The following is a 25,392-nucleotide window of genomic DNA, read 5'->3' on the forward strand; positions in this document are numbered from 1 at the left end:
AAGTGTAAATGCCGGTGAGGCACTCGATAGAGATACTCACCGGCTATCGCAATGTTACTGAGAGTCTATATAGCGACGATCATTAAACGTAGCTACCCAACTCGGGTGATACACCAATAAAATACTGAGTAACATCCCTGTGATAAAAGCCTCGGAGGGCATTAACAGGGGTAAGAAGCGCGCATACTCTTGGGCTAAGTACACAGCTTCAGAGTCAGTACCCGCCACCATGATTAGCAAGACCGCCGACAACCCTCCTGCCAGTGTTGCCAGCGCTGCGCCAAAAAAGCCGCATACGAATAAAAAGATCATCAAGTTATCCGGCAGGCGCCGGTCTACCCATCGCCATACCAGACCAGTAATGACCGCAGGTACAATGCCGGTTACCAATACATTAGCGCCTAGTAACACCCATTCGTTGCGACCTATAGCTGACATTGCAACATTAATCAGCACATTGCTGATTAATGCGAGAGGCATTTTGAATAGCAACGTCATTAAGACAGTGAAGACTAAGTGCAGGGTTAACCAATCGACTGCCTGAGCACGCAGTTGCCACATCAACACCACAGCGAGCGTCGCGGCTAACCACCGATGCTGAAGAGCCACATCGCCTATCAGCACTCGCCAAGGGCGCAGCCATATCATCCACGCAAGCACGCTCAACGATACCAACCACGTCAGCAACAATGCCCAGGGAGCTAAAACACTTTGCGCGAAAGACATGGATGCCCCTATCTACCCGTTCAGTTAACGACAAGCCAGCTGTAAACTTGAATTGACTAAAAACACTGCGTATCTAAACAGCATGCTTAGCTGAACACCACGGTCTTATTGCCATGGATTAATACTCGGTCTTCTAAATGCCATCGTAAACCACGCGCCAATACCGCTTTTTCGACATCGCGCCCAAAGCGCACGAGATCCGTTGGCGTGTGGCAATGACTTACCCGATGAATATCTTGTTCAATAATCGGCCCAGCATCCAGCTCTTCGGTGACATAGTGACAGGTAGCACCGATTAGCTTAACGCCACGCTGGTAAGCTTGATGGTAGGGCTTAGCACCGGCAAAAGAGGGTAAGAAACTGTGGTGGATGTTAATCACCCGTCCCGCGTAACGCGAGCAGAGCGAAGGTGGCAAAATCTGCATGTAACGTGCCAGCACAATGCAGTCAGCCCTTGCGCTATCAATCTGAGCTTGCACCTGCTCGAAAGCAACCTGCTTGTTATCAGGATCTACGGGCACATGATGGTAAGGAATGCCATACCACTCAGTGAGTGATCGCATATCCTCATGGTTTGAAATAACCCCGACAATATCGCAATCAAGCTCCCCAGCCTGCCAACGATAAAGCAGATCAACCAGGCAGTGAGACTCCCGCGACACCATCAACACCACACGCCTACGCTTTTGAGTATCGACGAGCGACCACTGCATATTGAAGGCTTTAGCCACCGGCTCAAACGCACTACGTAACGCCTCCGCCGACATACCCAACGAATCTGCCAAAATTTCGTATCGCATGAAGAATCGGCCGGTCTCAAGATCAGAGTGCTGACTTGCTTCAGTGATAGAACCACCTTGTTGAGCAATAAAGCTTGAGACACGCGCCACAATGCCCACTTGATCAGGGCAAGAAACCACCAAACGGTAATAATGAGACATAAATAAACACTCTTGACATATTTTAACGGCACGTTCGACAAGCACCTACCAGCGGTAGGGAAGCGGTATATAGGCGAAATAGTGTACCTTATGCTTATCAAGGAAGCACCGCAGCCAAATGCCACGATGATTGTTACCCGCCCCTGCCTTCCCGTATAGTTAAGGTCTTACTTTTTAGGCTTTTCATTACTGATGCACCCACCACGCGTTCAACTTCGTCCCCGCCGTCGCCCTCCCCTGCGCCTACTGCCGCTAGGTGGGTGTGGTGAAATTGGAATGAACCTTACGCTGTATGGATACGATGATGAGTGGATCGCCGTCGACTGCGGCATGATGATTCGCCAAGATCTACCCAATTCCCCGCTGCAGGTGCCCAATACAGATACATTAGCAGCACTCAATATTACCCCAAAGGCACTCTACATTACCCATGGCCATGAAGATCATATTGGTGCCGTGGCGTGGCTCTGGCCTAAGTGGAATTGCCCTATTTTTGCAACGCCGTTAGCGGCGGGATTGCTGCGCCATAAGTTTGCAGAACATCAGCTTAGTAGCGCCGCTATAAACGTTGTGGAACCGGGTGATGCAATGGAGCTCGGCCCCTTCACGCTGCGTTACCTTCACGTTACCCATTCGATTCCAGAAAGTTGCTCAATCCTAATGCAGGCAGGCGACTATCGCGTGCTACACACCGGGGACTGGAAACTAGACCCTACCCCATTAATTGGCTCGCCCATTAACGCTGCTCAATTTCGTGCGCTCGCGCCTATCGATCTCGTCGTAGGCGACTCCACTAACGCCCCGATGCCCGGCCATTCCGGCAGTGAAGGCGATGTTGCTAAAGCACTCGCTCACACCTTAAAACAGTGCAAAGGACGCGTGGTGGTATCTTGCTTTGCCAGCAACCTCGCCCGCGTATTAGCGATTGGAATTGCTGCCCAACAGTGCGGCCGACGCGTCAGCTTGATGGGCCGTTCAATGGAACGCATGGTGAGTGTCGCGAAGGGCCTAGGGTATCTAGACGACTTTCCGCCGCTAGTACCGCCCCATGACTTAGGCTACCTGCCGCCAGAAGAGGTGGTGATTATTGCGACGGGCAGCCAGGGCGAACCACGTGCAGCACTGCAACGCTTAGCACAGCGGAGGCACCCGTTTGTGGATCTTGAGCCAGGCGATAGCATCATTTTTTCTGCCAAAGCCATACCAGGCAACGAGCGCCCTATTGAACAACTGAAAAAACGCCTAGCGCAGCTTGGGGTGTCAATTTTCGATGAGATGAACCACCCAGAATTACACGCGACTGGGCATCCTGCCGAAGATGAGCTGAGAAAACTGTATCAATGGGTTCGGCCAAAAACATTGCTGCCGGTGCATGGGGAGGCGCGCCATCAGGCTGCCCATCAAGAAATTGCCACCAGCCTCGGCATTAACGCCCCGCTCGCACCGGTAAATGGCGACATGTTGATGTTCGACAATCTAGGCTTACGCTGCGAAGCACGCTATCCCCAGCCGCCCTGCATCGTTAATCAGAATAGCGTCGTGCCTCATCCAGGGCTCGATACCGGCTCTCACTCATCGCGGCGCGGCAGTTTGTTCTTAGCGCTTCCCGTTACGGCTACCGACACTGGCTGGTGCCGCATTGGCCGTTTGATGCTGGATGCCAGCGGTACCAGCCCACTCGATGAAGATAGTTTCAGCGAATGGCTAGATGATCAGTTATTAGAAATAGCAGCAGAGACATTGGCCGATTTGCGTCAAGCACTGCAACCGAGGCTAATTCATTGGCTCGCTAATCACCTTCAGCATATGCCAGACGTACATTTACAAATAATGGCAACCGAAATGCCCTCTTCAGAAGCCATTAGCGATAGTTAAAGCCATTGGCGATATTGATGCTGCTGGCAATATCGTCTACCAGCGTTCTGCAGCTTGCTGATCAGTATGCCGCTCTTTTACCCAGTAAGCCCCCTGGCGGGAGTGCTCTTTCTTCCAAAACGGCGCCTGGGTTTTTAAAAAGTCCATAATAAAGTCGCAGGCTTGGAAAGCATCGCGGCGATGAGCACTGGCCACCAGCACCCGCACAATAGGGTCTCCCGGCGTCAAATCACCAATGCGGTGAATAATCCGTACGGCCTGTAACGCCCAGCGTTGACCTGCCTGCTCACCAATCTGCGTTAATGTGCGCTCGGTCATCCCTGGGTAGTGCTCAAGAGTCAGCCCAATAACATCAGGGGATTCATTAAAGTCGCGCACAAATCCCGTGAAGGTGACAATAGCGCCGATATCGGTGCGCTTGCGCAGCGCACTTTCATAGCCATCATCCATTTTAAACGCTGCTTCTTGAACCCTGACAGCAATATCCAATTCAGTCTCTGTAATATCAGCCATCTGATTACCCACCCGTCACTGGAGGAAAGAAGGCCACTTCATCCTCATCGGTAAGGCGCGCACTATCGTTGGCCATCACTTGATTGATAGCACACAACGTGCGCTGCTCTGACAACACATTAAAGCGTGCATCCATAGCGCTTAACGCCGCTTTCAATCCCGCCACATCTCGACTTGGCAGTTGATCAAGCCCAATGGCAAGGTCACTCTCTTCTACCCGCTCACGCAGCTCAGCAAGAAACTTAACCCGCACGCAAGGGGATGCACATCGCTCGCCTAAGCGAACCTCTCCTGCAACGCCACCGCCAGTCACAATTGGTTCTGGCACACCTCGTTGATAATCGCCACGAACACCGCCCCGCTTACTTTCCAATTGAATGGCGTCAATGCGCATCTCTTTATCCACCGCTTTACACATATCGTAAAGCGTCAGACAAGCCACTGACACGGCTGTCAGAGCTTCCATTTCTACCCCGGTCTGTCCGTTAAGGCGGCAAAGCGCGGAGACTTCAACACAGCCGTTAGCGTGATCAATAGCGAAATCTACAGAGACTTTTGAAAGCGCTAATGAATGGCACAACGGGATCAACTCATGCGTGCGCTTTGCTGCCTGAATACCCGCAATGCGCGCGGTCGCCAGCACATCGCCTTTGGGCAACTCGCCATCACTCAACAGCTGCAACGTTTTAGGCTGCATAACGATACGCCCAGACGCTACCGCCTCGCGGCGAGTCTCTCGCTTATCTCCGACATCGACCATGTTGGCTTCGCCGTGTTTATTGAGGTGAGTTAGCTGCATATCGTTACCTTTTTAATCAAGCCACGGTGTTATAAAAATACTGTTTTGGAAGCTGCTAATTTAGTTAGCCACAACATTGGGTTGAGCATCCATCCACTCGATTACCCACTCAGTGATCGCTTCAATATTATTCAGGTCCAGCCGCTTAGCTGTTGGGATAATTGATGGAGGCAGCGAGCCACTTGACGCTACCGCCTGTACCCAGTCGCCACTGACAATAGAAACATCGCCAATCCCTGCACGGTACAGGACTAGCTTAGGAATTGGCCACGCCTTAAAGCCCTCCACAATGACCAAATCTGGCGCCTGGGTAATCATCAGTGACAAGAGGTAGCCAAGATCCGGTTCTTCTTGGCCAGGTGTCTCTTGCATCATGGCAAAACGCTCTCGGGATGCAATCAACATAGGCGCAGCGCCAGCCTGACGAAGTTTATAGCTATCTTTTCCTGGCTGATCGACATCAAAGCTATGGTGGGCATGCTTTATCACCCCCACCCTGAGCCCCTTTTCGCGCAGGCGAGGCAAAAGCTGCGCTAACAGAGTCGTCTTACCAGTCCCACTCCACGCGGCAATGCCGAGTACAGGAAATGGGCTATCAATTGCCTCTTCCATTAACAACTCCCAATGACCAACCGGTGGGTATGATTGAGTGGCTATTCGCCCTCTTTCTCAGCGGGTAACAGCCAGTTTAGCGCAATGCCAACTAACGCGGCTAAGCTCACGCCCTGGAGGGTGAACTGACCACCTCCAAACTGCATTCCACCTATCCCAAATACTAAAATTAACGAAACCACCACGAGATTACGCGCCGCAGTTAATGACTGGCCTGCACGCACCAGGGTATTCATACCAACCACTGCGATCGAACCAAACAGCAGCGTCATAATACCGCCCATTACAGGGCCCGGAATAGTTTGCAGTAACGCGCCCAGCTTGCCTACAAAGGCCAGTACAATCGCAATCACCGCGGCGATGATCATGTACATGGGGTTGAATGCCTTAGTCAGCGTCACTGCCCCCGTTACTTCTGAGTAGGTTGTATTGGGAGGACCACCAAACAGCGCAGCCGCCATTGTCGCCAGCCCATCGCCTAACAAGGTGCGATGAAGACCAGGCTTCTCTAAATAGTTTTTGCGTGTCACTGAGCCTATCGCCACCATATCGCCGATATGTTCCACCGCAGGAGCAATCGCGACAGGAATCATGAACAAAATAGCCGCCCAGTGAAAACTCGGCGCGGTAAAGCTGGGCAATGATAGCCAAGCAGCATCACGCACCGCAGTGAAATCGACAACGCCCATAACAAGCGCCAAACCATACCCCACTGCAATACCACCCATTATCGGCACCAAGCGAAGAATGCCACGCCCGAAGACAGCTAATATCAGCGTTACCAGCAAACTGGCCATGGAAAGGAAAATCGCTTGACCATAGCCAATGTTATCGCTTGTCTCTCCTGTTGCCATACTGACAGCGACTGGCGCCAATGCTAAACCAATCACCATAATAACTGGTCCGACCACAACAGGCGGTAACAGCCTGTGCAGCCAAGCAGTGCCTTTAACACGTACTACTTGAGAAATGGCAACGTACACCACCCCTGCTGCCATTAAGCCACCCAGCGTGGCTGACACGCCAAAGCTTGCTATCGAGCCTTGAATGGGAGCAATGAACGCAAATGATGACGCCAAGAATACCGGCACCGTCTGCTTGGTAATTCCGTGAAACACCAGCGTACCAATACCCGCGGTAAATAGTGCGACACTGGGATCTAGACCAGTCAACAGCGGAACCAATACCAGTGCACCAAAGGCTACGAATAGCATTTGCGCACCTGTCAGCAGCATTTTGGGCCAAGACTCATGACTTGCTGAATGTTTCATCTAAATGTTTCCAATGTTTTCGTTGTCGGTGGTTAGCCAAAAAAATGCCCCCAACGCGAAGCGTAAGGGGCATTGTTAGTCGGGGTGCTTAGCGCGTTCCGAAGATCTTATCGCCTGCATCTCCCAAACCAGGCACGATGTAGCCGTGCTCATCTAGCCGGTCATCAACGGATGCGGTGTAGATCTCAACATCTGGGTACGCATCCTGAACACGCTTAATGCCCTCAGGGGCAGCTACTAGCACGATAACTTTCATATGCTCACAACCACGCTCACGCAACATATCTAACGTCGCCACCATTGAGCCACCGGTCGCAAGCATCGGGTCGATGACAAGTGCCATGCGCTCTTCAATATCATTGGCGAACTTGGCGAAATAAGGCACCGGCTGAAGAGTTTCTTCATCCCGATAAAGACCCACCACGCTGACGCGTGCGCTAGGAATCAGGTCAGTAACGCCCTCCAGCATGCCTAAACCAGCTCGCAGAATTGGCACAACCGTTACTTTTTTACCTTTTAAGCGACGCGTCGCAATAGGCTCGTTGTTCCAGCCTTGAATCTCATGATCCTCGAGCTCTAGCCCCTTTGTTGCTTCATAGGTCAGCAGCTTAGCCACTTCGCCTGCTAGCTCCCGGAAGCTTTTGGTGCTCAAATCGGCTTCGCGCAGCAGTCCCAGCTTATGTTGAACAAGCGGATGATTAATGGCGTAGACACTCATGGGACTTCCTCGCTGCATGGGATTCAGGATGGCGACCTAAGTCGCATCGACAAGCTTACAAAATTGCGCGCCATTCTACCCGCAACTGACCAGCAGGTTAAGGGGTTTCCGGCAATTGCCACTCAATCGGCGAACGCCCATGCTCTGCTAAAAACTGATTGGCACGGGAAAAGTGGTGATTGCCAAAAAAGCCTCGATGCGCTGAGAGTGGCGAAGGATGCGGGGATTCCAACACCAAGTGGCGCGACTGATCAATCAGAACTTTCTTCTGGCGAGCATGACTGCCCCACAACAAGAAAACGCACGGTTCAGCATACCGACTGACGGTTTCAATCGCGCAGTCGGTGAAGTGTTCCCACCCCTTGCCACGATGAGAAGCGGCATTACCCTGCTCAACCGTTAATGCGGTGTTAAGCAGCAGCACACCTTGGGTTGCCCAAGACTCCAAAAAGCCGTGTCGCACGGGTGTAAACCCGACATCAGCAGCTAATTCTTTATAAATATTGACCAAAGAGGGAGGCACTTGGATACCCGGCTGCACCGAAAAGCACAACCCATGAGCTTGGTTTGGGCCGTGATAAGGGTCTTGCCCTAGAATAACAACTTTCACTGAGGCTAAAGGTGTCAGCTCAAAAGCGCGAAACCAATGCGATGAGTGCGGGTAGATAACTTTTTTGGCTGATTTTTCTTGGGCCAAAAATGCTTTCAGGGCTGACATATAGTCAGCCTGAAATTCTTGCCCAAGCCATTGATTCCAATCGTCGGGTAGCGGGTTAGCCATATTACTTCTTCAGTTGATCCGCCAGCGGCTCAACATAAGCAATGCCCATATCCCAAGGAAACTGGATCCAGCACTGCTGAGCCACTTCGGTAAGGTATTGGTCAACCAGAGGGCGTCCTTCTGGTTTAGCATACATTGTCACGAAATGCGCTTTCGGCAGCATTTCACGAACGGCACGAGCGGTTTTACCGGTATCTACCAGATCATCAACCAGCAGCCAACCATCACCATCATGGTCAACGCCCTTCATGATGTCTAAACCGCCTTGATCCATATGATCATAGCTTTTGATACAAACGGTATCGATCAAGCGAATATTGAGTTCACGGGCGATAAGCGCCGCAGGTATTAATCCACCACGGGTAATCGCGACGATACCTTTGAAATCTCGTTCAATTAGCTGATGACAAAGTTGACGCACGTCGCGGTGCAGTTGATCCCAGGAAATGGTGAAGTGCTGATGATAGCGTTCGCTGCTCATAAGAGGCGTTACTCGTCTTCGGTGAATGAACATACCGCGAATACGCTATAGCCAGCGTCGCGAATTTTCTGGGAACCGCCCAGCTCAGGCAGATCAATAATAGTTGCGGTTTCCACCACGTGCCCACCAGAGCGTTGAATTAGATTCGCTGCTGCAAGCATAGTACCGCCAGTGGCAATCAAATCATCCATCAGCAGGATACGGTCATTTTTCTGGAAAGCATCGGCATGAAGCTCAACTTCAGAGTGGCCGTACTCAAGCGTGTAAGTCTCACTGATCGTCTTGAATGGCAGTTTGCCCTTCTTGCGAACGGGCACAAAGCTGCAGCCTAACTCGTAGGCCAAAGGCGCACCGATAATGAAGCCACGGGCATCAATAGCCGCGATGGCATCTAAGTTCATTTCCTGGTAGCGATGCACAAAGCTATCAATCAGCTTACGAAAGGCAGCACTATTTTGCAGGAGCGGTGTGATATCACGAAAATTTACGCCCTGCTCTGGCCAGTCAGGAACCGTGCGAATAACGGACTTAATGTAGTCGCCGTAGATGCTCATCGCGTCTCTCATTGATTAAAGATAAAGCGGGTAATTAACCCAGGAAAAGAAATTTTGCTGCAAACAGTAGCGCCAGCGTTATGACCGCGGGGTTCAAATCGCTGAACCGTCCCGAAAGCGCTTTAATCGCAACATAGCTAATAAAGCCAAGCGCAATTCCCTCAGCAATTGAGAACGTCAGCGGCATAGCCAGGGCAGCGATCAGTACAGGTGCCGCGTCGGTTGGGTCTTCCCAGTTTGCGTGGGCTAAGCTGCCCGCCATCAAAACGGCCACGTAAAGCAGTGCCCCTGCTGTCGCATAGGCCGGAATAGAACCTGCTAACGGCGCAAAGAAAAGGCTAATTAAAAACAGCACACCAACCACAACCGCCGTTAACCCCGTACGACCACCGGAAGCGATACCCGCAGTTGATTCAATATAGCTAGTCGTTGTCGAAGTACCCAATGCAGCACCCGCCATAGACGCGGTACTGTCGGCCATCATAGCGCGACCAATGCGCGGCAACTTGCCATTTTCATCCAGCAGTTTGCCGCGGTGGGCCACCCCTACCAACGTGCCTGACGTATCAAACAGGTCTACAAACAAGAAGGCAAAAATGACGCTTAGCATCGCCACATCCAGTGCGCCCATTAGATCCATTGCCATAAAGGTAGGCGCAATCGAAGGCGGCATCGACATAATACCGCCATACTGGTTATGGCCGAACAGCGTCGCAAGGATCGTGATGCCCAAAATACCGATCATTACCGCACCGGTCACGCGCAGGTAGGAAAGCGCCGTAATAACGAAAAAGCCCAACAAGGCATAAAGTGCGGGTGGCTGGGACAAATCACCCAGCGCCACATAGGTGGCTGGATTAGCGACCACAATACCGGCATTTTTAAGTGCAATCATCGCTAGGAACAAGCCGATACCCGCAGCAATCCCTAAACGCAATGAGAGTGGAATAGAATTAATGATCCACTCGCGGATCTTAAAAATACTTAGCATGAAGAACGTCAGGCCGGAGAAGAAGACAGCCCCCAATGCCGCCTCCCAGGTATAGCCCATTCCCAACACCACACCATAGGTAAAAAAGGCATTCAGCCCCATTCCTGGTGCTTGAGCGATCGGGTAGTTTGCCCAAAGCCCCATAACAAAACAGCCGATGGCAGCAGCGACACAGGTAGCAACAAACACCGCGCCATAATCCATCCCCGCTTCCGAGAGAATACTCGGGTTGACGAAAATGATATAAGCCATCGTAAGGAACGTGGTGAACCCCGCGATCAACTCGGTCTTTACATTGGTCTTCTGCTCGGTGAGCTTGAAGTAATTGTCCAGAAGTTTCATGTCGTTTTTATCCTTCGCGCTTACGCTAAATGCGTCCCTTGATGCGAGAAAAGCCGCACATACTACCTAAAGGCTCTACGCGTTGCGAGCGCCTCGTGTGCCGCTAGTGTTGGTGGGAAGTTCTCCCCCACTAATATGAATAGCAAACTTCAGGCCATGAGCTAACCGATTGGTCAACGGTAAGACAAAAAACACAACTAGAGACGACTCGCTAACACCCTTTCGACTGTTTCAACAATCACCTGGGTTTGCGGATCAATCTCGATATTGACCTTGTCGCCTAGCAAGCGATCTTTTAAAACTGTACGCGCCAGCGTCTCCGGTATCAGGTTGACACTAAACTCAACCCCAGCACCATCACCCGCGGGTCGTACGTCACCTACCGTCAAGCTGATACCATCAACGCCAATGTATCCCTTCTCAAATACAAACTTAGCGACTCTCTCAGGCAGCGAAAACCACAATCGACGATTGTTGGGTGCCTCTTCTATTGCCACCACATCCGCCATACAAATAATGTGGCCAGACATGGAGTGGCCACCAATTTCATCACCAAAACGCGCCGCACGCTCTATATTGACGCACTGACCAGGTACAATTGCACCAAGATTTGTCAAACGTAACGTTTCACGCATCAGGTCAAAACTGACATTCCCATCCTCTATCGCAGTTACCGTCAGGCAAACACCATTATGAGCTACCGATGCACCAATAGTGAGCCCCTGGCATAACGCTTCCGGCAATGCGACTACGTGGGTGCGAAACTCTTCCAGCTCTTTAACAGCGATGACCTCAGCCACGCCTTGCACGATGCCAGTAAACATATTGCTACGCCCTCTTTCTCAACACATTAAAGTCAAAATGAGTACTAAAATTCTGTGCAAGCTTACTACTAAATACTCTTCCCGTGTGCAGCCAGCTGCCTTGCCACAAACGTTGCAACGACTTTTTTTCTGGCAACAAGAGCTGCATAAGCAATCGTCAGAACCAATCACTAAAAAAAGCCATTGACTCAGAAAATAAACCTAAATTATTGCATTAAAACATGAAATAGAATGGCACTCATTGACAAGACACCCACCACTCTTTAGACTTTCGCCGCAAATGTAATGACGCCGATTTGTACCCAGATTGCGGGCGTCCACCAAGCTAATGGCTTGGTGAAGTGCAGCTAAAAGGGTGTGTCCAGCGTTGATGGCCACCCGCAAGGGTGGCCTTTTTTTATTTCCCGCCCTACGCTTGCTCCCTCGCACTCCGTCTTCGGCCTACCGTTAAGGCAGACGCTATGATTGAAATTAGCAACGTTAGTAAAACCTATGGCACTGGCAATAGTGCCGTTCATGCCCTAAAAGATGTCAATTTAACGATTCCCAAAGGCACCATTCACGGCGTTATTGGCCTTTCGGGCGCAGGTAAGTCGACCCTTATTCGCTGTGTCAACCTACTTGAACGCCCAAGCACTGGCAGCGTATCAGTCGATGGCCAGGAAATGACCCGCCTTAGTCGCGGCGAGTTAAACCGTGCCCGACACCGTATTGGAATGATTTTCCAGCATTTCAATCTGCTAACAACGCGTACGGTATTTGATAATGTGGCACTTCCCCTTGAGTTAATGGGCGAAAGCCGCAGTGCTATAAAAGAGCGCGTATTGCCGCTGCTGGAGCTGGTGGGCCTGGCTGATAAAGCCAAACAATACCCAGCCCAGCTGTCTGGTGGTCAAAAGCAGCGCGTTGCCATCGCCCGCGCACTGGCCAGCAAACCCAACGTCTTACTGTGCGATGAAGCCACTTCCGCACTAGACCCCCAGACCACCAGCTCTATTCTTGAGCTGTTGAGAGAAATTAATCAGCAGCTCGGCATCACCATTTTGTTGATCACTCACGAAATGGAAGTTGTGAAATCTATTTGCCACCGAGTAAGCCTCATTTCCGACGGTGAGCTAGTGGAAGACGCCGAGGTCGGTGATTTCTTTACTGCGCCTATCACACAGTTGGGTAGGGAATTCCTGAACGACTTTTTGCAGCTAAGCCCACCTAAAGAACTGATCGAGCGTTTAAGCGATACACCGAGCGAACATACTCATCCCGTCGTGCGGCTAACGTTTTCGGGTGATGCTGTTTCGACGCCGCTTATTTCACGCTTAGCGCGGGAGTGCAGCGTTGATGTCAGCATCCTCCAGGCAAAGGTCGAGTCCATTCAAGACCGCACCTTAGGGCTGATGATTGCAGAGCTGCTCGGCAGCCCCGCTCAAACTCAGGAAGCAATGGCTTATTTAGAAGCACATCAACTACAGGTAGAGGTACTTGGTCATGTCCAGCGCAATGTTTGATCTTATTTTACAAGCCACGCTGGATACGCTCTACATGGTGGCTATTTCAGGCGTGATCGCCACCCTGCTCGGCCTGCCACTTGGCGTCATGCTCTACGTGACTCGCCCTCGCCAGATATTAGCGATGCCAGCACTCAATCAAGTGCTAGGCATTGTTACCAATGTTGGCCGCTCAATTCCGTTCATCATTTTGATGGTGGCGATCATCCCGTTTACCCGCATGCTGGTCGGCACGTCTATTGGTATTAATGCCGCCTCAGTGCCGTTAACTATTGCGGCTATTCCATTTGTAGCTCGGCTAATCGAAGGGGCGCTTAACGAGATATCCCCGGGGCTTATTGAATCTGCTCAATCAATGGGCGCAACGCCTTGGCAGATCATTACCAAGGTACTGATCCCTGAGGCAAGGGGCGGCATTATCACGGGGCTGACGATTACGTTAGTGACACTGGTCAGTTACTCTGCCATGGCGGGCGCCGTAGGTGGCGGTGGCCTGGGCGATTTAGGCATTCGCTATGGCTACAACCGCTTCAACCCCACCATTATGTTAATTACCGTCGTTATACTGGTGGTGATGGTTCAAGGCTTCCAAAGCCTGGGCGACTATTTAGTGCGTAAAAGTGATCGCAAGTGACGATAGTCTGCGCCTTTTATCGGCATAGCCGAATATAACTAAAACGCATTAGAATTTTATTTCTTATTGCCGCATAATCACATCCAACCTTTACCGAGCCACAGGAGTGACACCATGCAAAAACTACTTATCGGCAGCCTGACTGCCTTAGCACTTGCGGTTAACGTTGCCAACGCAGAAACACGCACCATCAAAATGGGCACTGTGGCAGGTCCGGAAACCGAAGTTATGGAAGTGGCGGCTCGTATTGCCAAAGAAGAGTATGACCTAGACGTTGAGATTATTGAGTTCACCGACTACGTCACGCCGAATGCTGCCCTCGCCGATGGCAGCTTAGACGCCAACGCCTATCAGCACGAACCGTACCTACAGGCGATGGTCAATGACCGTGGATACGATCTTGCCATTGCGGGCTACACCTTCGTTTACCCGATCGGCGCTTATTCTGAAAAGTACGACAGCATTGAAGCGCTGCCCGATGGCGCTCAAATCGCGCTGCCCAACGACCCATCTAATGAAGGGCGTGCACTCATTCTGATGCACAACCAGGGCCTGATCACACTTAATGATCCGAGCAACCTGGAAGCTACCCCCATCGACATCGCTGAAAATCCACGCAACTTCCGTTTCCGCGAAATTGAAGCGGCACAACTACCCCGTGTACTACCAGACGTCGACATGGCGTTCATTAACAATACGTTCGCCCAACCGGCTGGCTTGAGCCTGAGTGACGCGATCATCAAGGAAGGTCCTGAATCTCCCTACGTTAACTTGATTGCGGTACGGGGCGGAGACGAAGATCGTGAAGAAATCCGTCAACTTGTTGACGCTTATCAGCGCGACGAGGTCATCGAAAAAGCAGAAGAACTGTTTAAGGGCGCAGCTGTACCCGGCTGGATCGAATAAACAGCACGGTTTTCTCTATCGATGTAATCAGGCCAGCCTTAGGGCTGGCCTGATGTGTTTAATCCTATAAGGAATTCGTATGCATAGTGTTGATTATGCGTTGCTTAATCGGCAGCTTGAAGCTCTGCTAGACACACGCGACTGGCTAACCAACAGCGCACAAACCTGTGCCTTTATTCAACATGCCCTGAGCGACATCAACTGGGTGGGGTTCTATTTGCAGCGCCAGCCCAACCAACTCAGCCTTGGCCCATTTCAGGGCAAACCTGCCTGCCATCCAATCCCCTTCAGCAAAGGCGTTTGCGGGGCTGCTGCCCGCCAACAAGCTACCCAACGGGTTGATGACGTTCACTCTATTGCTGATCACATCGCCTGCGATGCTGACTCTCGCTCAGAGCTCGTTGTTCCCATCGTGATCGACGGCTATCTCTGGGGAGTACTCGACCTAGACAGCCCCCAGCACGCACGCTTTAGTCAAGAAGATCAGGCGGGTATTGAGGCACTGGTGGCTACGTTTATTCGCCAGACTGACCTCCCCCTCTTTATCGACTAGCTTTTTATCGACTAGCTTTTTATCGACTAGCTTTATCGATTAGCCATAAAAAAGCCCCATGCTAAGCATGGGGCTTTTAAGTATTTGGTAGGACCAGGCGGATTTGAACCGCCGACCTCCACGATGTCAACGTGGCGCTCTAACCAACTGAGCTATGGTCCTATAAGTAACTAGCTGCACGTAATATGGTAGGACCAGGCGGATTTGAACCGCCGACCTCCACGATGTCAACGTGGCGCTCTAACCAACTGAGCTATGGTCCTGCTGTGCAACGGATGCGTATTCTACGGCTTCATAGCTGAATTGCAAGTAGTTTTTAGCACTTTGAAATGACGTAAATGAACTACCCCCCCTCAATTTTAATGTCTTATCGACACTTATCTACGGTTACCGCTAAGCTAAACGTAGCTTAACCACTATTCACGGTTAAACCAGGAGGCAAATCTTGCTTGGGCCTTTGCTAGGATGCATCGCCATCTCATTGTTACTCGCCACACTGATTGCCCGCGTGCCTATGCGCTGGTGGTGGGTGCGCAGTTTTGAATTTCCTCGACTGCAAATTGCCGTACTGGCTTTAGCGTGTGGCTTAGCTAGCCTGTGGTTATTAGACCCAGGGCCGTGGCGGGTTACCGCGACACTGGCCTCACTCGCCACGCTAGCGCTTCAGCTGCGCTACATTTTGCCATGGACAACGCTCTGGCCTGTGCAGGTAAAAGACGCCCATAATGCCCCTAAAGACCAGATGATTACGCTGCTAATCGCCAATGTACTGACACCAAACCGCCAGTCAAAAGAGTTACTGGCGATGATAACCCACCACCAGCCCGACATGATTCTGACGTTAGAGTCCGACCAATGGTGGCAAGAACAACTTGACCCAGCATTAGATGCGCTGTGGCCTTATAGCGTTAAGATCCCCCTAGATAACCTTTATGGTATGCACCTCTATTCTCGTCTGGCCCTGAAGAACACCGAGATTAAGTGGCTTATCCAGGATGACATACCTTCGATTCACACCCAGGTAGAGCTTAAAAGCGGCCAGCATATTCGCTTATTTGCCGTTCACCCAAGACCACCAGCACCCAATGAAAGCGAAAAATCTTTATGGCGTGACGCAGAGCTGTTGTGGATTGGCAAAGAGATACATCGACACCCAAAGGCTACTATCGTTGCCGGCGACCTGAATGATGTTGCCTGGTCACGTACAACACGCCGTTTTTGTCGCATAGGGGGTATGTTGGACCCGCGCCGTGGTCGCGGCTTGTACAGCACCTTTCACGCTAATTACCCCCTATTGCGCTGGCCTCTCGACCACGCGTTTGTCAGCGAGCATTTCACCCTCGTCAACATGCAACGACTTGGGGCGTTCGGGTCTGATCACTTCCCTATATTGGCCACTTTTTGCTATCGGCCTTCGCGTCAAGATGAACACGAAACGCCCGATGCCAGTGCAGAAGAGCGTCAAGAGGCGAACGAAACCATTCAAAAGGGCAAAACGGAAAAGCAAGAAACCTAACCGTCTTCCCTCTGAATATCTCAATAGAGGCTACTCAGGGATGCCTCCTTGCGTTAGTACCGCAGGGTCTAGCAAACGCTCGAGCGTTGAGCGATCTAGATCGGTCTCTTCCTCCGCAACGTCGATGATTGGGCGCCCAGCTTGATAGGCTTTTTTAGCCACTGCGGCGGCGGCGTTATAGCCAATCACGCTATTAAGGGCCGTGACTAAAATAGGATTCCGTGCGAGCGGCCCCTGTAAATTATCGTCACGCACTTTGAATGTGGCGATAGCACGCTCACCCAACAAGGTGGCGGTGTTACTCATCAATGTAATCGATGTGAGAAGATTCGAAGCCACTAGCGGCAGCATCACGTTGAGCTGGAAATTTCCACTCTGACCCGCCACCGTTACCGCGGCATCCAAGCCGATGACTTGCGCTGCCGCTTGGGCGGCCGACTCAGGAATCACAGGGTTTACCTTACCCGGCATAATGGAACTACCAGGCTGTAGTGCCTCAAGCTCAATCTCGCCCAACCCCGCCAACGGCCCCGAATTCATCCAGCGCAAATCGTTAGCGATCTTCATAACCACACAGGCCAACCCTTTCAACTGCCCCGATAACTCTACGGCAGCATCCTGGGATGCCAAACTGGCAAAAAAGCTATCATTAGGCACAAAAGGTAGGCCTGTTTGCTGACTTAAATCGCTAGCCATTAGCTCGGCAAACCCCTCAGGCGCGTTAATACCGGTGCCCACCGCCGTGCCGCCTTGCGCTAATCGACATAGCCTTGTCATGGCGCTATCAAAACGCTCGATGGCCTGCCCCACTTGGCTCGACCACGCTCCTAGCTCTTGATCCATACGCAGCGGCATGGCATCCATCAAATGGGTACGACCTGTTTTAACAATATGGGCCAGCTCACTCGCCCTACGATCAATCGTGGCCTGCAGCGTCACCAATGCGGGACGAAGCGCTTCATTAACGGCTATCGCTGCCGAGAGGTGAATGGCCGTTGGGATAACGTCGTTACTCGACTGCCCCATATTAACGTGATCATTTGGCGTTACTTCGACCCCTTCACGACTGGCAAGCGTCGCTAGCACTTCATTGACGTTCATATTGGTCGACGTACCAGAGCCTGTCTGGAAAACATCGATAGGAAAATGCGCATCATGCTGGCCACTAATCACTGCCCGAGCCGCACTCTCAATCGCCTCTGCGCGGGGTTTATCTAACAACCCCAACTGACAGTTACTTCGCGCAGCAGCGAGCTTTATTCGCGCGACAGCGTGAATAAATGCTGTGGGCATGGGGGTATGCGAGACAGGGAAGTTGTTGATAGCCCGTTGGGTTTGAGCGCCATAAAGCGCATTTGCAGGTACATCGAGCTCACCCATGCTATCCCGTTCAATACGTGTATCCATCCTGGCACTCCTTTTAAAAAACGCCTTAGCCAACGCCGCTCACATCACTAACATCACGTTTCCCAACGATTATTTTAGTGATAACGGTTATCTATACGCTTAAGCCTAGTCCTACCGGCGCGTTAGGTAAATCCGTGCGTATCACCGACTCACACAGCTACACTCACACGATCCTTAAATTCACTTCACCATAATGTTGCACCGCACAAAAAGCCCTGTTATGCTGCAACGCAAGATAACTAGATATCAGCCGCGGTGGACGCTTAACAAAACCGTTGCTGATCAACCAACACTAACGGCACCGCCAATCAATGGGCCGATTAGTGAGCAATGGAACAGGAGTGTTTACCATGCAAACATTTAACACCAACGAAATGACTCAGCAGTTCGACAACATGTTCATGGCACCTGTGCGTGCATACATGACGCTAAGCATCGATTACTCTGAAAAAATGCTTAACGCACAGTTTGATGCCAACAAATCTTACGTAGATACTGGCATCACCCAAATGCGTCAGCTGATGAGCGTGAAAGACGCCAACGGCCTGCGTAGCTACATGGAAGGCCAGCAGAAAGTGGCTAAAGAACTCGCTGAGCGTGTAAAAGGCGATGCAGATAAAGTTGTTGCTCTTCAGCAAGACTTCTTGCAGAAAGGCCAAAAACTGACAGAAGATAATGTTAAGCAAGCGCAAGCTGCTGCTAGCAAAATGAGCAAAACTGCTTAATCTGTTAGTTATTGACTTGCTGTCATTAAAACGCCCCTGCCAGTGATCTGGCAGGGGCGTTTTAGCAATTGCGCTTTACCAATTAAGGGCAGACTTGACGAAAGGAATAGTCAGTTTCCGTTTAGCGGATAACGATGCTTGATCAAGCGTTTCCAGTGCATGGCACAAATCCCCCAACTCCCTCGGTCCGCGGTGCATAATGTAGCGCCCTACGTCATCAGGTAACTGCATTCCACGTACGTTGGCGCGAAGCTTTAACGCTGCTAGGCGTTCGTTATCATCCAACGGATGCAGGTGAAACGTAACTCCCCAGGTTAGCCGTGATGCCAAGTCCGGCAATGCAACGTCTAGTTGGCGTGGGGACGTATTGGCGGCAATCACTAAGGCTTTTCCCGCATCACGCAGCCGATTAAAGGCGTGAAAAAGAGCTTCTTCCCAACGCTTACGCCCGATCACATATTCAAGATCATCAATGGCGACGAGATCCAGACGCTCGATATCCTCCAGCATCAGCGGTGGGAAATGACCAAGGTCTGCCAATGGAAGATAAAGTGCCCGCTTATCTGCATCCGAGGCGGCATGACACGCCGCCTGTAAAAGATGGCTACGGCCGCTGCCCGGCGCGCCCCATAAATATAAAAACGGCTCAGCATCAAACTTAAGCTGCCGGCTCAGGTACTCCATTAATGAAGCGTTTGCTTGTGAGGCATAGTAATTATTAAATGTCGCGTCGTCTCGCAACCCTACCCCAAGCGGTAGCTGTGCCGGTAATCGGCTCATGGTGACTCCCTTTCGTCGTGACGACCCAGTCCATCATTGTAATGTTGCTGTTCTAGGGGACGTTGCTCGGCATCATAGAGAGCACTGCCTTTATAGCGATCTTTAATTTCCCTTAAAAGCACCATAATGACCGCTGCGGCAGGCAATGCTAAGAGTACGCCCGTCAGACCGAAAAGATGACCACCCGCCAGTACCGCAAAGATAACCGCAACAGGATGCAAACCTATCTTATCGCCTAACAGCTTAGGCTGAAGTATGACACTTTCTGCCGCCTGACCGATACCGAATACCGCGATCACGCCCAGCACAGCCCACCATGTATCAAATTGGAAAAGCGCCACGATAAGCGCCACCACTAATCCCACAATAAAGCCAAGGAACGGCACAATACTGACAAGCCCGGACACAACACCAATCAGCAGGCCGAAGTTCAGCCCCATCAATGTTAGGCCTGCCGCATATATAATGCCTAAACACAGCATGACCAGTAACTGCCCACGTAGAAACGCTGATAGAACTTCATCGCAGCGCTGAGCCAAGCGGGAAACATCGCTTGTCCATTGACGAGGAACCAAATCAGCAAGACTAGAAATCAACCGGCTCCAATCAAGTAGTAAATAGAACGTTACGACAGGAATCAGGGCGACGTAGGTAACCCAGGAAACGAAAGCCATCCCAGAACGGCCTATTTGACTTAACGCCTGAGCTGCATAGCTACCTGCATCACGCCAGTTCTTGATCAAAGTTTCTCTAACGTTTGTTAGCTCAGCACCTAAATCGTACCCCGTCCACTCCTGAACTTGTGGCGCTAATATGTTCTCGATCCAGTTGAAGACACTCGGCAACGCCTCTCCCAGCTGTTTTGTCTGCTGCACAACCAACGGGATCAAAATAAGCAGGCTTAAAATAAGGATCAGTAACAGGACAAAAAAGACGCTACTAACTGCCCAGGGCCGCTTCATGCCTAACCGCTGGAAATAATTAGCAAGCGGGTCAGCCAAATAGGCCAAAATTAAACCCGCAATAAATGGCATCAGTACCGCATCTAATAAGTAGAGGCAGCCCACCAATACCACCAAAAAAACAACGCCCCACCATGAATGTCGCATGCTCTTTATATCCCTCCTGGAAAGATGGTTAGCGCCCTTAGCGTACTGAATAGTAACAAAAGTAGCGTATTGAACATCGGTTAACGCCGCACATCGATGCGACTTACGTCTCTGGGTGTTACAATCCGTTCCGTTATCGCCCCAGCACTGGCCATTTCGCCAGCACTACCCGTATTGCTATAGGCTTCACAGGATCTGTCATGACCGATACCTCCACTTCTCAGGCCACTCCCTCACTCAGCTATAAAGACGCAGGTGTCGATATTGATGCCGGCAACGCGCTAGTTGATCGCATCAAACACGTTGCCAAACGCACGACACGCCCTGAAGTCCTGGGTGGCCTTGGCGGGTTTGGCGCACTGTGTGAGCTTCCCGCTGGTTATAAACAGCCAGTCCTGGTCTCCGGCACGGATGGTGTCGGCACTAAGCTGCGTCTTGCCATGGACCTTGGTAAGCATGACACCATTGGCATTGACTTGGTCGCTATGTGTGTCAACGATTTGATCGTTGCTGGTGCTGAACCGCTGCTATTCCTTGACTACTATGCCACGGGTAAGCTGGATGTGGATATCGCTGCAGATGTCGTGACCGGCATTGGCGCTGGTTGCGAACTAGCTGGTTGCGCACTAGTAGGCGGCGAAACTGCCGAAATGCCCGGTATGTACGAGGGCAATGACTACGATTTGGCAGGCTTCTGCGTTGGCGTTGTTGAAAAGGCCGATATTTTAGACGGCAGCAAGGTAGCCGAAGGCGATGTACTGCTGGGATTGGCCTCTTCTGGCCCGCACTCCAATGGCTATTCATTGATTCGCAAAATTTTGGAAGTTAGCAACGCTTCACTCAATGATACTGTGGATGGGCAGCCGCTTGGCGACGCGTTAATGGCGCCGACGCGTATTTATGTGAAGTCGTTGCTGTCGATGATGCGCGGCACAGATATTCCCGTTCACGCGCTCTCCCATATTACGGGTGGTGGTTTACTGGAAAACATTCCCCGCGTTCTGCCCGATACCCTCGCAGCCCACGTTGATCTTTCTACCTGGCAGCGCCCAGAAGTATTTAACTGGTTACAAGCCCAAGGCAATGTCAGTGAAACGGAAATGCACCGCGTACTGAACTGCGGCATCGGCATGGTGGTTGTAGTGCCCCAGGCCCAAGCTGAAGACGCTATGGCGCATCTGCAAGCTCAAGGCGAGACCGTATATCGCATTGGTCAGATTATTCAGCGCCAGGAGGAAGCCGTCGTTTTGGAGAACCTTCGCGCATGAGCAGTACCGACTTTAATAGTGGCACGTTCAACGACACCATAAACGACATGGCGCCAGAACCAACAGCGGCGCGACGTATTGTGGTGCTAATTTCTGGCAGTGGCAGTAATTTACAGGCGCTGATTGACGCGCAAAGCCATGATCGGCTTGGCGGGGAAATCGTCGCTGTTATTTCCAATGAGCCGGATGCCCATGGCTTGAAGCGCGCCCTAGAAGCGGGTATTGAAGCCGTTGCGCTACCTCATCGCGAGTATGACAGCCGCGATGCTTACGACGGAGCGCTAATCAAAGTCATCGAACGTCATGAGCCTGACTTGATTGTTTTTGCAGGCTTTATGCGCATTCTGACGCCCCGCTTTGTGCAGCGTTTTTTAGGCAAAATGCTCAATATCCACCCTTCACTACTGCCCGCCTATCAAGGGTTAAATACCCATGCTCGAGCGCTGGCAGACGGTGTCAAACAGCATGGCTGTAGCGTGCATTTTGTCACTGAAGAGCTAGATGGTGGGCCCGTTGTGCTGCAAGCAGAACTGAACGTTACAAATGAAGATACCGTTGAGACGCTTAAGGAGAAGGTGCACGCTCGTGAACACCTAATCTTCCCAATTGCCGTTCAGTGGTTTCTGCAAGGCCGCCTGCAATATAGCGCTGGAAACGCCACCATGGATGGCCACCCCCTGCCCCCCCATGGTATGCGGCTCTCCCACACAGATGCTGCAGAAGAGCTAGACGAAGAGTTTGACGAAAACACCTAGACGTCACTGCTCTGACCATAAAAAACGCCTTACCGCTATTAGCGCGTAAGGCGTTTTTCGTTTAGCTTGCGGATATTAGGTGCGAGGCAGCGTAACGCCTCGTTGTCCCATATATTTACCACCGCGATCTTTATAAGATGTTTCACACATCTCATCCGACTCAAGGAACAGCATCTGAGCTACCCCTTCATGGGCATAAATCTTGGCAGGCAGGTTGGTAGTATTTGAAAATTCAAGCGTCACATGCCCTTCCCACTCTGGCTCAAGCGGCGTTACGTTGACAATAATGCCACAGCGCGCGTAAGTGGATTTTCCAAGGCAAATCGTCAGCACACTGCGCGGAATACGAAAATACTCAACCGTGCGTGCTAATGCGAAGGAATTCGGCGGGATAATACACACATCACCCTTAACATCGACAAAGCTTTTGTCATCAAACGCTTTGGGATCGACAATAGCCGAATGTATGTTGGTAAACACTTTAAATTCATCGGCACAGCGAACGTCGTAACCGTAGCTCGACGTGCCATAAGAAATAACGCGCTGATCATTCACATAGCGCACCTGCTCAGCTTCAAACGGTTCAATCATGGCATCGCTTTGTGCCATGCGGCGAATCCACTTATCAGATTTAATACTCATTTGTTACGTCATCACTCGCTAAAAGAAATAGTGGGGCCGCCGCTATGGCTGGCATTTACCGATTGCGCCACTTGTTTGGCAATATCTGCAAACGTGCGACTCACTGAGCTATCGGGTTCAGAAATCACGCTGGGGCGACCAGAGTCAGCTAGCTCACGAATAGAGAGCGTTAACGGCAACCGCCCAAGAACTGTCGTATCATACTCTTCCGCGATGCGATCGCCGCCACCGGTACCAAAAATAGCCGCTTCGTGGCCGCAATTTTCACAATGATAAAGACTCATGTTCTCTACCACGCCAAGCACTGGCACATTGACCTTACGGAACATCTCAATGCCTTTGCGGGCATCAAGGAGCGCAATATCCTGAGGCGTGGTGACAATCACGGCGCCTGAAACAGGCACTTTTTGCGCCAGCGTCAGCTGGATATCGCCGGTACCTGGCGGCATATCAATCAGCAGGAAATCCAGATTATCCCATTGGGTTTGTGTCAGCATTTGCTGAAACGCACCAACGACCATCGGGCCACGCCAGACCATCGCCTCACGGGTGTTAACCATAAAGGCCATCGACATCGCTTGAAGGCCGTGCGCTTCTAGCGGCAGAAACTTATTGTCCTCCGTCGCCTGAGGCCGCACGCCTTCTTTAACACCCAGCATTTGCGCTTGGCTAGGGCCGTAAATATCAGCATCCAGTACGCCAACACGATACCCCTGGGCAGAAAGCGCTAGTGCCAAGTTCACAGTAACGGTCGATTTGCCGACTCCACCTTTCCCCGATGCCACTGCTACTATATGTTTTACACCGTCCATCAATGGCACTCCTGTCTATTGCGACTAATCTATCCGTGGTTTGAATGATACTCCTAGGCGGCCCATTTCTAAACCAACATGCAAAAAGCGGATGCAGGGGCTGCCTACATCCGCTTTATTACGCTAGCAATCAGCGCACGATCAAGTGTATAGATCAGTTACTGTTTTGTTGGCCCTGCTCTTCAGAACTTGCTTCTTCAGCTTGCTCAGAACCATTCGAATCAGCGCTGTCACTCTCTTCATCTGTCAAAGAAGGCACTTCGTCATTCGCCGCATCGTTTACATGTAAGCGACCCTCCAACGAAGAAAGCTCGTCACGCCAGTCACTAAGCTGGGTTTCCAGGCGTGCAAGCTGACCTTCACGGGCTTCAATATCACTTTCAACATTGGCTACTTCTTCACGACCAATATCCAGCGCGACCATGAGATCATCCATCTCGCTGCGCACTTGGTCGAGGCTCTGTTGCTCTTCTTCACGCAGTTGAGCTAACGAATCAACCTCGCTTTGCAACTCATCCCGCTCACTGGTGAGCGAGTCACGCTCGCTTTGCAAATTATCTAATTCACTTTGAACGGCTGACACCTCTTCCTCAGTACCGGACAGCTGTTCGCTAGCTTCACTAATCTGGGTTTCTAAACCCGACAGTTCCTCTTGAGCGGCACGAAGCTCGTCAACGGCCTCCTGACGCTCTTGTTCAGCTTGCTGACGTGCCGACTCCGCTTCTTGGCGGGACTCTTCGGCACTTTGACGAGCTTCTTCAGCTTCCTGGCGAGCAGACTCAGCTTGGTCTCGCGCGCTTACCACTTGATCACGTTCTTCTTTTAGTGATTGCAGGTCAGCTTCAGCGCTCTCTACTTGCTCGCTTAACGCATCGACTTCTTGCTGAAGTGCATCACGCTCGGCGACTAGTTCTTCAAGACGCGATTGCACCGCATTTGTCTCACCCTGAGCGGACTCTAGATCGCTTTGTGCCTGAGCCTGCTGTTCTTCCAGCGATGCCATTTCCTCACGCATTGCACTTAAATCGGTCTCAGCTTGCTCAACTTCCGCAATTCGCTGGCTAAGCTGGTTATTATCTTGCTCGACGCTGGCTAACTGGCCCTCTAACGTTTCGACACGCTCTTGCCGTGTGCCCGAGTTCGATTGCGCCATAATTGCCCAAATAACAGCAATGGCGGCAATACCAGCAATACCTTTGACACGGTTGTCTTTAAACAGCGTTTTCATGTCTGGCTTACTCGCTGGCGCTTGATTATCCGAGTGGTTTGCTTCTGGCATACTGCGTCCCTCTCTTCTTTATTAGGCTACCGATATCAGCAGCGTTGATAGACATTTAGCACCTGACATTCTT

General features: G+C 51.3%; 27 protein-coding genes and 2 tRNA genes. 9 read left to right on the forward strand and 20 right to left on the reverse strand.

All coding sequences use genetic code 11. From position 1 onward, the window contains the following. Positions 1-54: 54 nt before the first annotated feature. On the reverse strand, positions 55-726 hold the full coding sequence (locus INT21_RS02835; protein ID WP_193067690.1) for an energy-coupling factor ABC transporter permease: 672 nt from the start codon (positions 724-726) through the stop codon (positions 55-57). 86 nt (positions 727-812) lie between these two features. Beyond that, positions 813-1,667 (reverse strand): formyltetrahydrofolate deformylase, encoded by an 855-nt coding sequence (gene purU, locus INT21_RS02840; RefSeq protein WP_193067691.1) that lies wholly within the window; start codon positions 1,665-1,667, stop codon positions 813-815. Positions 1,668-1,943: 276 nt separating this feature from the next. On the opposite strand from purU, the gene INT21_RS02845 reads away from it, so the two are divergent. Beyond that, positions 1,944-3,542, forward strand: a complete 1,599-nt coding sequence (locus tag INT21_RS02845) for a ribonuclease J (protein ID WP_193067692.1) — start codon at positions 1,944-1,946, stop codon at positions 3,540-3,542. Between the two features lie 36 nt (positions 3,543-3,578). Here INT21_RS02845 and moaE read toward each other — a convergent pair whose 3' ends face one another. From moaE to INT21_RS02895, 10 genes are all read right to left on the reverse strand, one after another. After that, entirely contained in the window at positions 3,579-4,055 is a 477-nt protein-coding gene (gene moaE / locus INT21_RS02850; protein ID WP_089038196.1) for a molybdopterin synthase catalytic subunit MoaE, read from the reverse strand. Positions 4,056-4,059: 4 nt separating this feature from the next. Next, positions 4,060-4,854: a cyclic pyranopterin monophosphate synthase MoaC gene (gene moaC, locus INT21_RS02855; protein ID WP_193060618.1), complete on the reverse strand. Its 795-nt coding sequence runs from the start codon at positions 4,852-4,854 to the stop codon at positions 4,060-4,062. A gap of 60 nt (positions 4,855-4,914) precedes the next feature. Continuing rightward, positions 4,915-5,466: a molybdopterin-guanine dinucleotide biosynthesis protein B gene (gene mobB / locus INT21_RS02860; RefSeq protein ID WP_193067693.1), complete on the reverse strand. Its 552-nt coding sequence runs from the start codon at positions 5,464-5,466 to the stop codon at positions 4,915-4,917. Between the two features lie 41 nt (positions 5,467-5,507). Next, complete coding sequence (locus tag INT21_RS02865) at positions 5,508-6,737, reverse strand: uracil-xanthine permease family protein (RefSeq protein WP_193060620.1); 1,230 nt, start codon at positions 6,735-6,737, stop codon at positions 5,508-5,510. An 88-nt stretch (positions 6,738-6,825) separates the two neighbouring features. Next, positions 6,826-7,455 (reverse strand): uracil phosphoribosyltransferase, encoded by a 630-nt coding sequence (upp, locus tag INT21_RS02870; RefSeq protein WP_038483772.1) that lies wholly within the window; start codon positions 7,453-7,455, stop codon positions 6,826-6,828. Between the two features lie 97 nt (positions 7,456-7,552). After that, entirely contained in the window at positions 7,553-8,236 is a 684-nt protein-coding gene (gene ung, locus INT21_RS02875; RefSeq protein WP_193067694.1) for a uracil-DNA glycosylase, read from the reverse strand. A 1-nt stretch (position 8,237) separates the two neighbouring features. Continuing rightward, positions 8,238-8,717: a xanthine phosphoribosyltransferase gene (gpt, locus tag INT21_RS02880; protein ID WP_009723428.1), complete on the reverse strand. Its 480-nt coding sequence runs from the start codon at positions 8,715-8,717 to the stop codon at positions 8,238-8,240. A gap of 8 nt (positions 8,718-8,725) precedes the next feature. Next, a complete protein-coding gene (locus INT21_RS02885; protein ID WP_089038192.1) occupies positions 8,726-9,271 on the reverse strand; it encodes an adenine phosphoribosyltransferase in 546 nt (181 codons plus the stop codon). A gap of 34 nt (positions 9,272-9,305) precedes the next feature. Continuing rightward, positions 9,306-10,604 carry an NCS2 family permease gene (locus tag INT21_RS02890; protein WP_193067695.1) on the reverse strand — a complete coding sequence of 433 codons (1,299 nt, stop codon included), beginning with the start codon at positions 10,602-10,604 and terminating at the stop codon, positions 9,306-9,308. 197 nt (positions 10,605-10,801) lie between these two features. Next, the gene (locus INT21_RS02895; RefSeq protein WP_193067696.1) at positions 10,802-11,428 is read right to left on the reverse strand and encodes a riboflavin synthase subunit alpha; all 627 of its coding nucleotides are present in this window, start codon (positions 11,426-11,428) and stop codon (positions 10,802-10,804) included. A 461-nt stretch (positions 11,429-11,889) separates the two neighbouring features. Here INT21_RS02895 and INT21_RS02900 point away from each other — a divergent pair, with 461 nt between their 5' ends. The 4 genes from INT21_RS02900 to INT21_RS02915 all read left to right on the forward strand — a co-directional run bounded on the left by INT21_RS02900 (position 11,890) and on the right by INT21_RS02915 (position 15,026). Next, positions 11,890-12,933, forward strand: coding sequence for a methionine ABC transporter ATP-binding protein (locus INT21_RS02900; RefSeq protein ID WP_089038189.1), 1,044 nt, complete (start codon positions 11,890-11,892; stop codon positions 12,931-12,933). Then, entirely contained in the window at positions 12,914-13,567 is a 654-nt protein-coding gene (locus INT21_RS02905) for a methionine ABC transporter permease (protein ID WP_089038188.1), read from the forward strand. The genes INT21_RS02900 and INT21_RS02905 overlap by 20 nt, the downstream gene beginning before the upstream one ends. 114 nt (positions 13,568-13,681) lie before the next feature. Further along, the gene (locus INT21_RS02910; RefSeq protein ID WP_193067697.1) at positions 13,682-14,473 is read left to right on the forward strand and encodes a MetQ/NlpA family ABC transporter substrate-binding protein; all 792 of its coding nucleotides are present in this window, start codon (positions 13,682-13,684) and stop codon (positions 14,471-14,473) included. Between the two features lie 79 nt (positions 14,474-14,552). Then, complete coding sequence (locus INT21_RS02915) at positions 14,553-15,026, forward strand: GAF domain-containing protein (protein WP_193067698.1); 474 nt, start codon at positions 14,553-14,555, stop codon at positions 15,024-15,026. An 85-nt stretch (positions 15,027-15,111) separates the two neighbouring features. Here INT21_RS02915 and INT21_RS02920 read toward each other — a convergent pair. Both INT21_RS02920 and INT21_RS02925 read right to left on the reverse strand, forming a co-directional pair. Next, a tRNA-Val gene (locus INT21_RS02920) sits at positions 15,112-15,188 on the reverse strand. 24 nt (positions 15,189-15,212) lie between these two features. Then, a tRNA-Val gene (locus INT21_RS02925) sits at positions 15,213-15,289 on the reverse strand. Positions 15,290-15,471: 182 nt separating this feature from the next. Here INT21_RS02925 and INT21_RS02930 point away from each other — a divergent pair. Next, positions 15,472-16,542, forward strand: coding sequence for an endonuclease/exonuclease/phosphatase family protein (locus tag INT21_RS02930; protein ID WP_193067677.1), 1,071 nt, complete (start codon positions 15,472-15,474; stop codon positions 16,540-16,542). Positions 16,543-16,572: 30 nt separating this feature from the next. Here INT21_RS02930 and INT21_RS02935 read toward each other — a convergent pair whose 3' ends face one another. Then, positions 16,573-17,949, reverse strand: coding sequence for a class II fumarate hydratase (locus tag INT21_RS02935; RefSeq protein ID WP_193060568.1), 1,377 nt, complete (start codon positions 17,947-17,949; stop codon positions 16,573-16,575). A gap of 350 nt (positions 17,950-18,299) precedes the next feature. Between INT21_RS02935 and INT21_RS02940 the strand changes: the two genes are divergently transcribed. Continuing rightward, positions 18,300-18,674 (forward strand): phasin family protein, encoded by a 375-nt coding sequence (locus INT21_RS02940; RefSeq protein WP_089038183.1) that lies wholly within the window; start codon positions 18,300-18,302, stop codon positions 18,672-18,674. 75 nt (positions 18,675-18,749) lie between these two features. On the opposite strand, the gene hda is transcribed toward INT21_RS02940, so the two are convergent. Together hda and INT21_RS02950 are read right to left on the reverse strand one after the other, a co-directional pair. Further along, positions 18,750-19,454, reverse strand: a complete 705-nt coding sequence (gene hda / locus INT21_RS02945) for a DnaA regulatory inactivator Hda (protein ID WP_193067678.1) — start codon at positions 19,452-19,454, stop codon at positions 18,750-18,752. Continuing rightward, positions 19,451-20,563, reverse strand: coding sequence for an AI-2E family transporter (locus INT21_RS02950; protein WP_193067679.1), 1,113 nt, complete (start codon positions 20,561-20,563; stop codon positions 19,451-19,453). Before INT21_RS02950 ends, hda begins: the two co-directional genes overlap by 4 nt. Positions 20,564-20,763: 200 nt before the next feature. Between INT21_RS02950 and purM the strand changes: the two genes are divergently transcribed. Both purM and purN read left to right on the forward strand, forming a co-directional pair. After that, on the forward strand, positions 20,764-21,831 hold the full coding sequence (purM, locus tag INT21_RS02955) for a phosphoribosylformylglycinamidine cyclo-ligase (RefSeq protein WP_193084839.1): 1,068 nt from the start codon (positions 20,764-20,766) through the stop codon (positions 21,829-21,831). After that, entirely contained in the window at positions 21,828-22,586 is a 759-nt protein-coding gene (gene purN / locus INT21_RS02960; RefSeq protein ID WP_193067681.1) for a phosphoribosylglycinamide formyltransferase, read from the forward strand. Before purM ends, purN begins: the two co-directional genes overlap by 4 nt. 75 nt (positions 22,587-22,661) lie before the next feature. On the opposite strand, the gene dcd is transcribed toward purN, so the two are convergent. From dcd to INT21_RS02975, 3 genes are all read right to left on the reverse strand, one after another. Beyond that, a complete protein-coding gene (gene dcd, locus INT21_RS02965) occupies positions 22,662-23,228 on the reverse strand; it encodes a dCTP deaminase (RefSeq protein WP_038483741.1) in 567 nt (188 codons plus the stop codon). An 11-nt stretch (positions 23,229-23,239) separates the two neighbouring features. Further along, the gene (apbC, locus tag INT21_RS02970) at positions 23,240-24,040 is read right to left on the reverse strand and encodes an iron-sulfur cluster carrier protein ApbC (protein WP_051626459.1); all 801 of its coding nucleotides are present in this window, start codon (positions 24,038-24,040) and stop codon (positions 23,240-23,242) included. Between the two features lie 154 nt (positions 24,041-24,194). Next, positions 24,195-25,319 (reverse strand): kinesin, encoded by a 1,125-nt coding sequence (locus tag INT21_RS02975; protein ID WP_193067682.1) that lies wholly within the window; start codon positions 25,317-25,319, stop codon positions 24,195-24,197. Positions 25,320-25,392 lie beyond the last annotated feature (73 nt).

Origin of the sequence: Halomonas sp. 3F2F (assembly GCF_014897805.1) — a bacterium.
Taxonomy (GTDB): domain Bacteria; phylum Pseudomonadota; class Gammaproteobacteria; order Pseudomonadales; family Halomonadaceae; genus Vreelandella.

Bases quoted from the DNA above. Each gene is read 5' to 3' on its own strand.
- INT21_RS02835 (WP_193067690.1), bottom strand. From the start codon at position 726: ATGTCTTTCGCGCAAAGTGTTTTAGCTCCCTGGGCATTGTTGCTGACG.
- purU (WP_193067691.1), bottom strand. From the start codon at position 1,667: ATGTCTCATTATTACCGTTTGGTGGTTTCTTGCCCTGATCAAGTGGGC.
- INT21_RS02845 (WP_193067692.1), top strand. From the start codon at position 1,944: ATGAACCTTACGCTGTATGGATACGATGATGAGTGGATCGCCGTCGAC.
- moaE (WP_089038196.1), bottom strand. From the start codon at position 4,055: ATGGCTGATATTACAGAGACTGAATTGGATATTGCTGTCAGGGTTCAA.
- moaC (WP_193060618.1), bottom strand. From the start codon at position 4,854: ATGCAGCTAACTCACCTCAATAAACACGGCGAAGCCAACATGGTCGAT.
- mobB (WP_193067693.1), bottom strand. From the start codon at position 5,466: ATGGAAGAGGCAATTGATAGCCCATTTCCTGTACTCGGCATTGCCGCG.
- INT21_RS02865 (WP_193060620.1), bottom strand. From the start codon at position 6,737: ATGAAACATTCAGCAAGTCATGAGTCTTGGCCCAAAATGCTGCTGACA.
- upp (WP_038483772.1), bottom strand. From the start codon at position 7,455: ATGAGTGTCTACGCCATTAATCATCCGCTTGTTCAACATAAGCTGGGA.
- ung (WP_193067694.1), bottom strand. From the start codon at position 8,236: ATGGCTAACCCGCTACCCGACGATTGGAATCAATGGCTTGGGCAAGAA.
- gpt (WP_009723428.1), bottom strand. From the start codon at position 8,717: ATGAGCAGCGAACGCTATCATCAGCACTTCACCATTTCCTGGGATCAA.
- INT21_RS02885 (WP_089038192.1), bottom strand. From the start codon at position 9,271: ATGAGCATCTACGGCGACTACATTAAGTCCGTTATTCGCACGGTTCCT.
- INT21_RS02890 (WP_193067695.1), bottom strand. From the start codon at position 10,604: ATGAAACTTCTGGACAATTACTTCAAGCTCACCGAGCAGAAGACCAAT.
- INT21_RS02895 (WP_193067696.1), bottom strand. From the start codon at position 11,428: ATGTTTACTGGCATCGTGCAAGGCGTGGCTGAGGTCATCGCTGTTAAA.
- INT21_RS02900 (WP_089038189.1), top strand. From the start codon at position 11,890: ATGATTGAAATTAGCAACGTTAGTAAAACCTATGGCACTGGCAATAGT.
- INT21_RS02905 (WP_089038188.1), top strand. From the start codon at position 12,914: ATGTCCAGCGCAATGTTTGATCTTATTTTACAAGCCACGCTGGATACG.
- INT21_RS02910 (WP_193067697.1), top strand. From the start codon at position 13,682: ATGCAAAAACTACTTATCGGCAGCCTGACTGCCTTAGCACTTGCGGTT.
- INT21_RS02915 (WP_193067698.1), top strand. From the start codon at position 14,553: ATGCATAGTGTTGATTATGCGTTGCTTAATCGGCAGCTTGAAGCTCTG.
- INT21_RS02935 (WP_193060568.1), bottom strand. From the start codon at position 17,949: ATGGATACACGTATTGAACGGGATAGCATGGGTGAGCTCGATGTACCT.
- INT21_RS02940 (WP_089038183.1), top strand. From the start codon at position 18,300: ATGCAAACATTTAACACCAACGAAATGACTCAGCAGTTCGACAACATG.
- hda (WP_193067678.1), bottom strand. From the start codon at position 19,454: ATGAGCCGATTACCGGCACAGCTACCGCTTGGGGTAGGGTTGCGAGAC.
- INT21_RS02950 (WP_193067679.1), bottom strand. From the start codon at position 20,563: ATGCGACATTCATGGTGGGGCGTTGTTTTTTTGGTGGTATTGGTGGGC.
- purM (WP_193084839.1), top strand. From the start codon at position 20,764: ATGACCGATACCTCCACTTCTCAGGCCACTCCCTCACTCAGCTATAAA.
- purN (WP_193067681.1), top strand. From the start codon at position 21,828: ATGAGCAGTACCGACTTTAATAGTGGCACGTTCAACGACACCATAAAC.
- dcd (WP_038483741.1), bottom strand. From the start codon at position 23,228: ATGAGTATTAAATCTGATAAGTGGATTCGCCGCATGGCACAAAGCGAT.
- apbC (WP_051626459.1), bottom strand. From the start codon at position 24,040: ATGGACGGTGTAAAACATATAGTAGCAGTGGCATCGGGGAAAGGTGGA.
- INT21_RS02975 (WP_193067682.1), bottom strand. From the start codon at position 25,319: ATGCCAGAAGCAAACCACTCGGATAATCAAGCGCCAGCGAGTAAGCCA.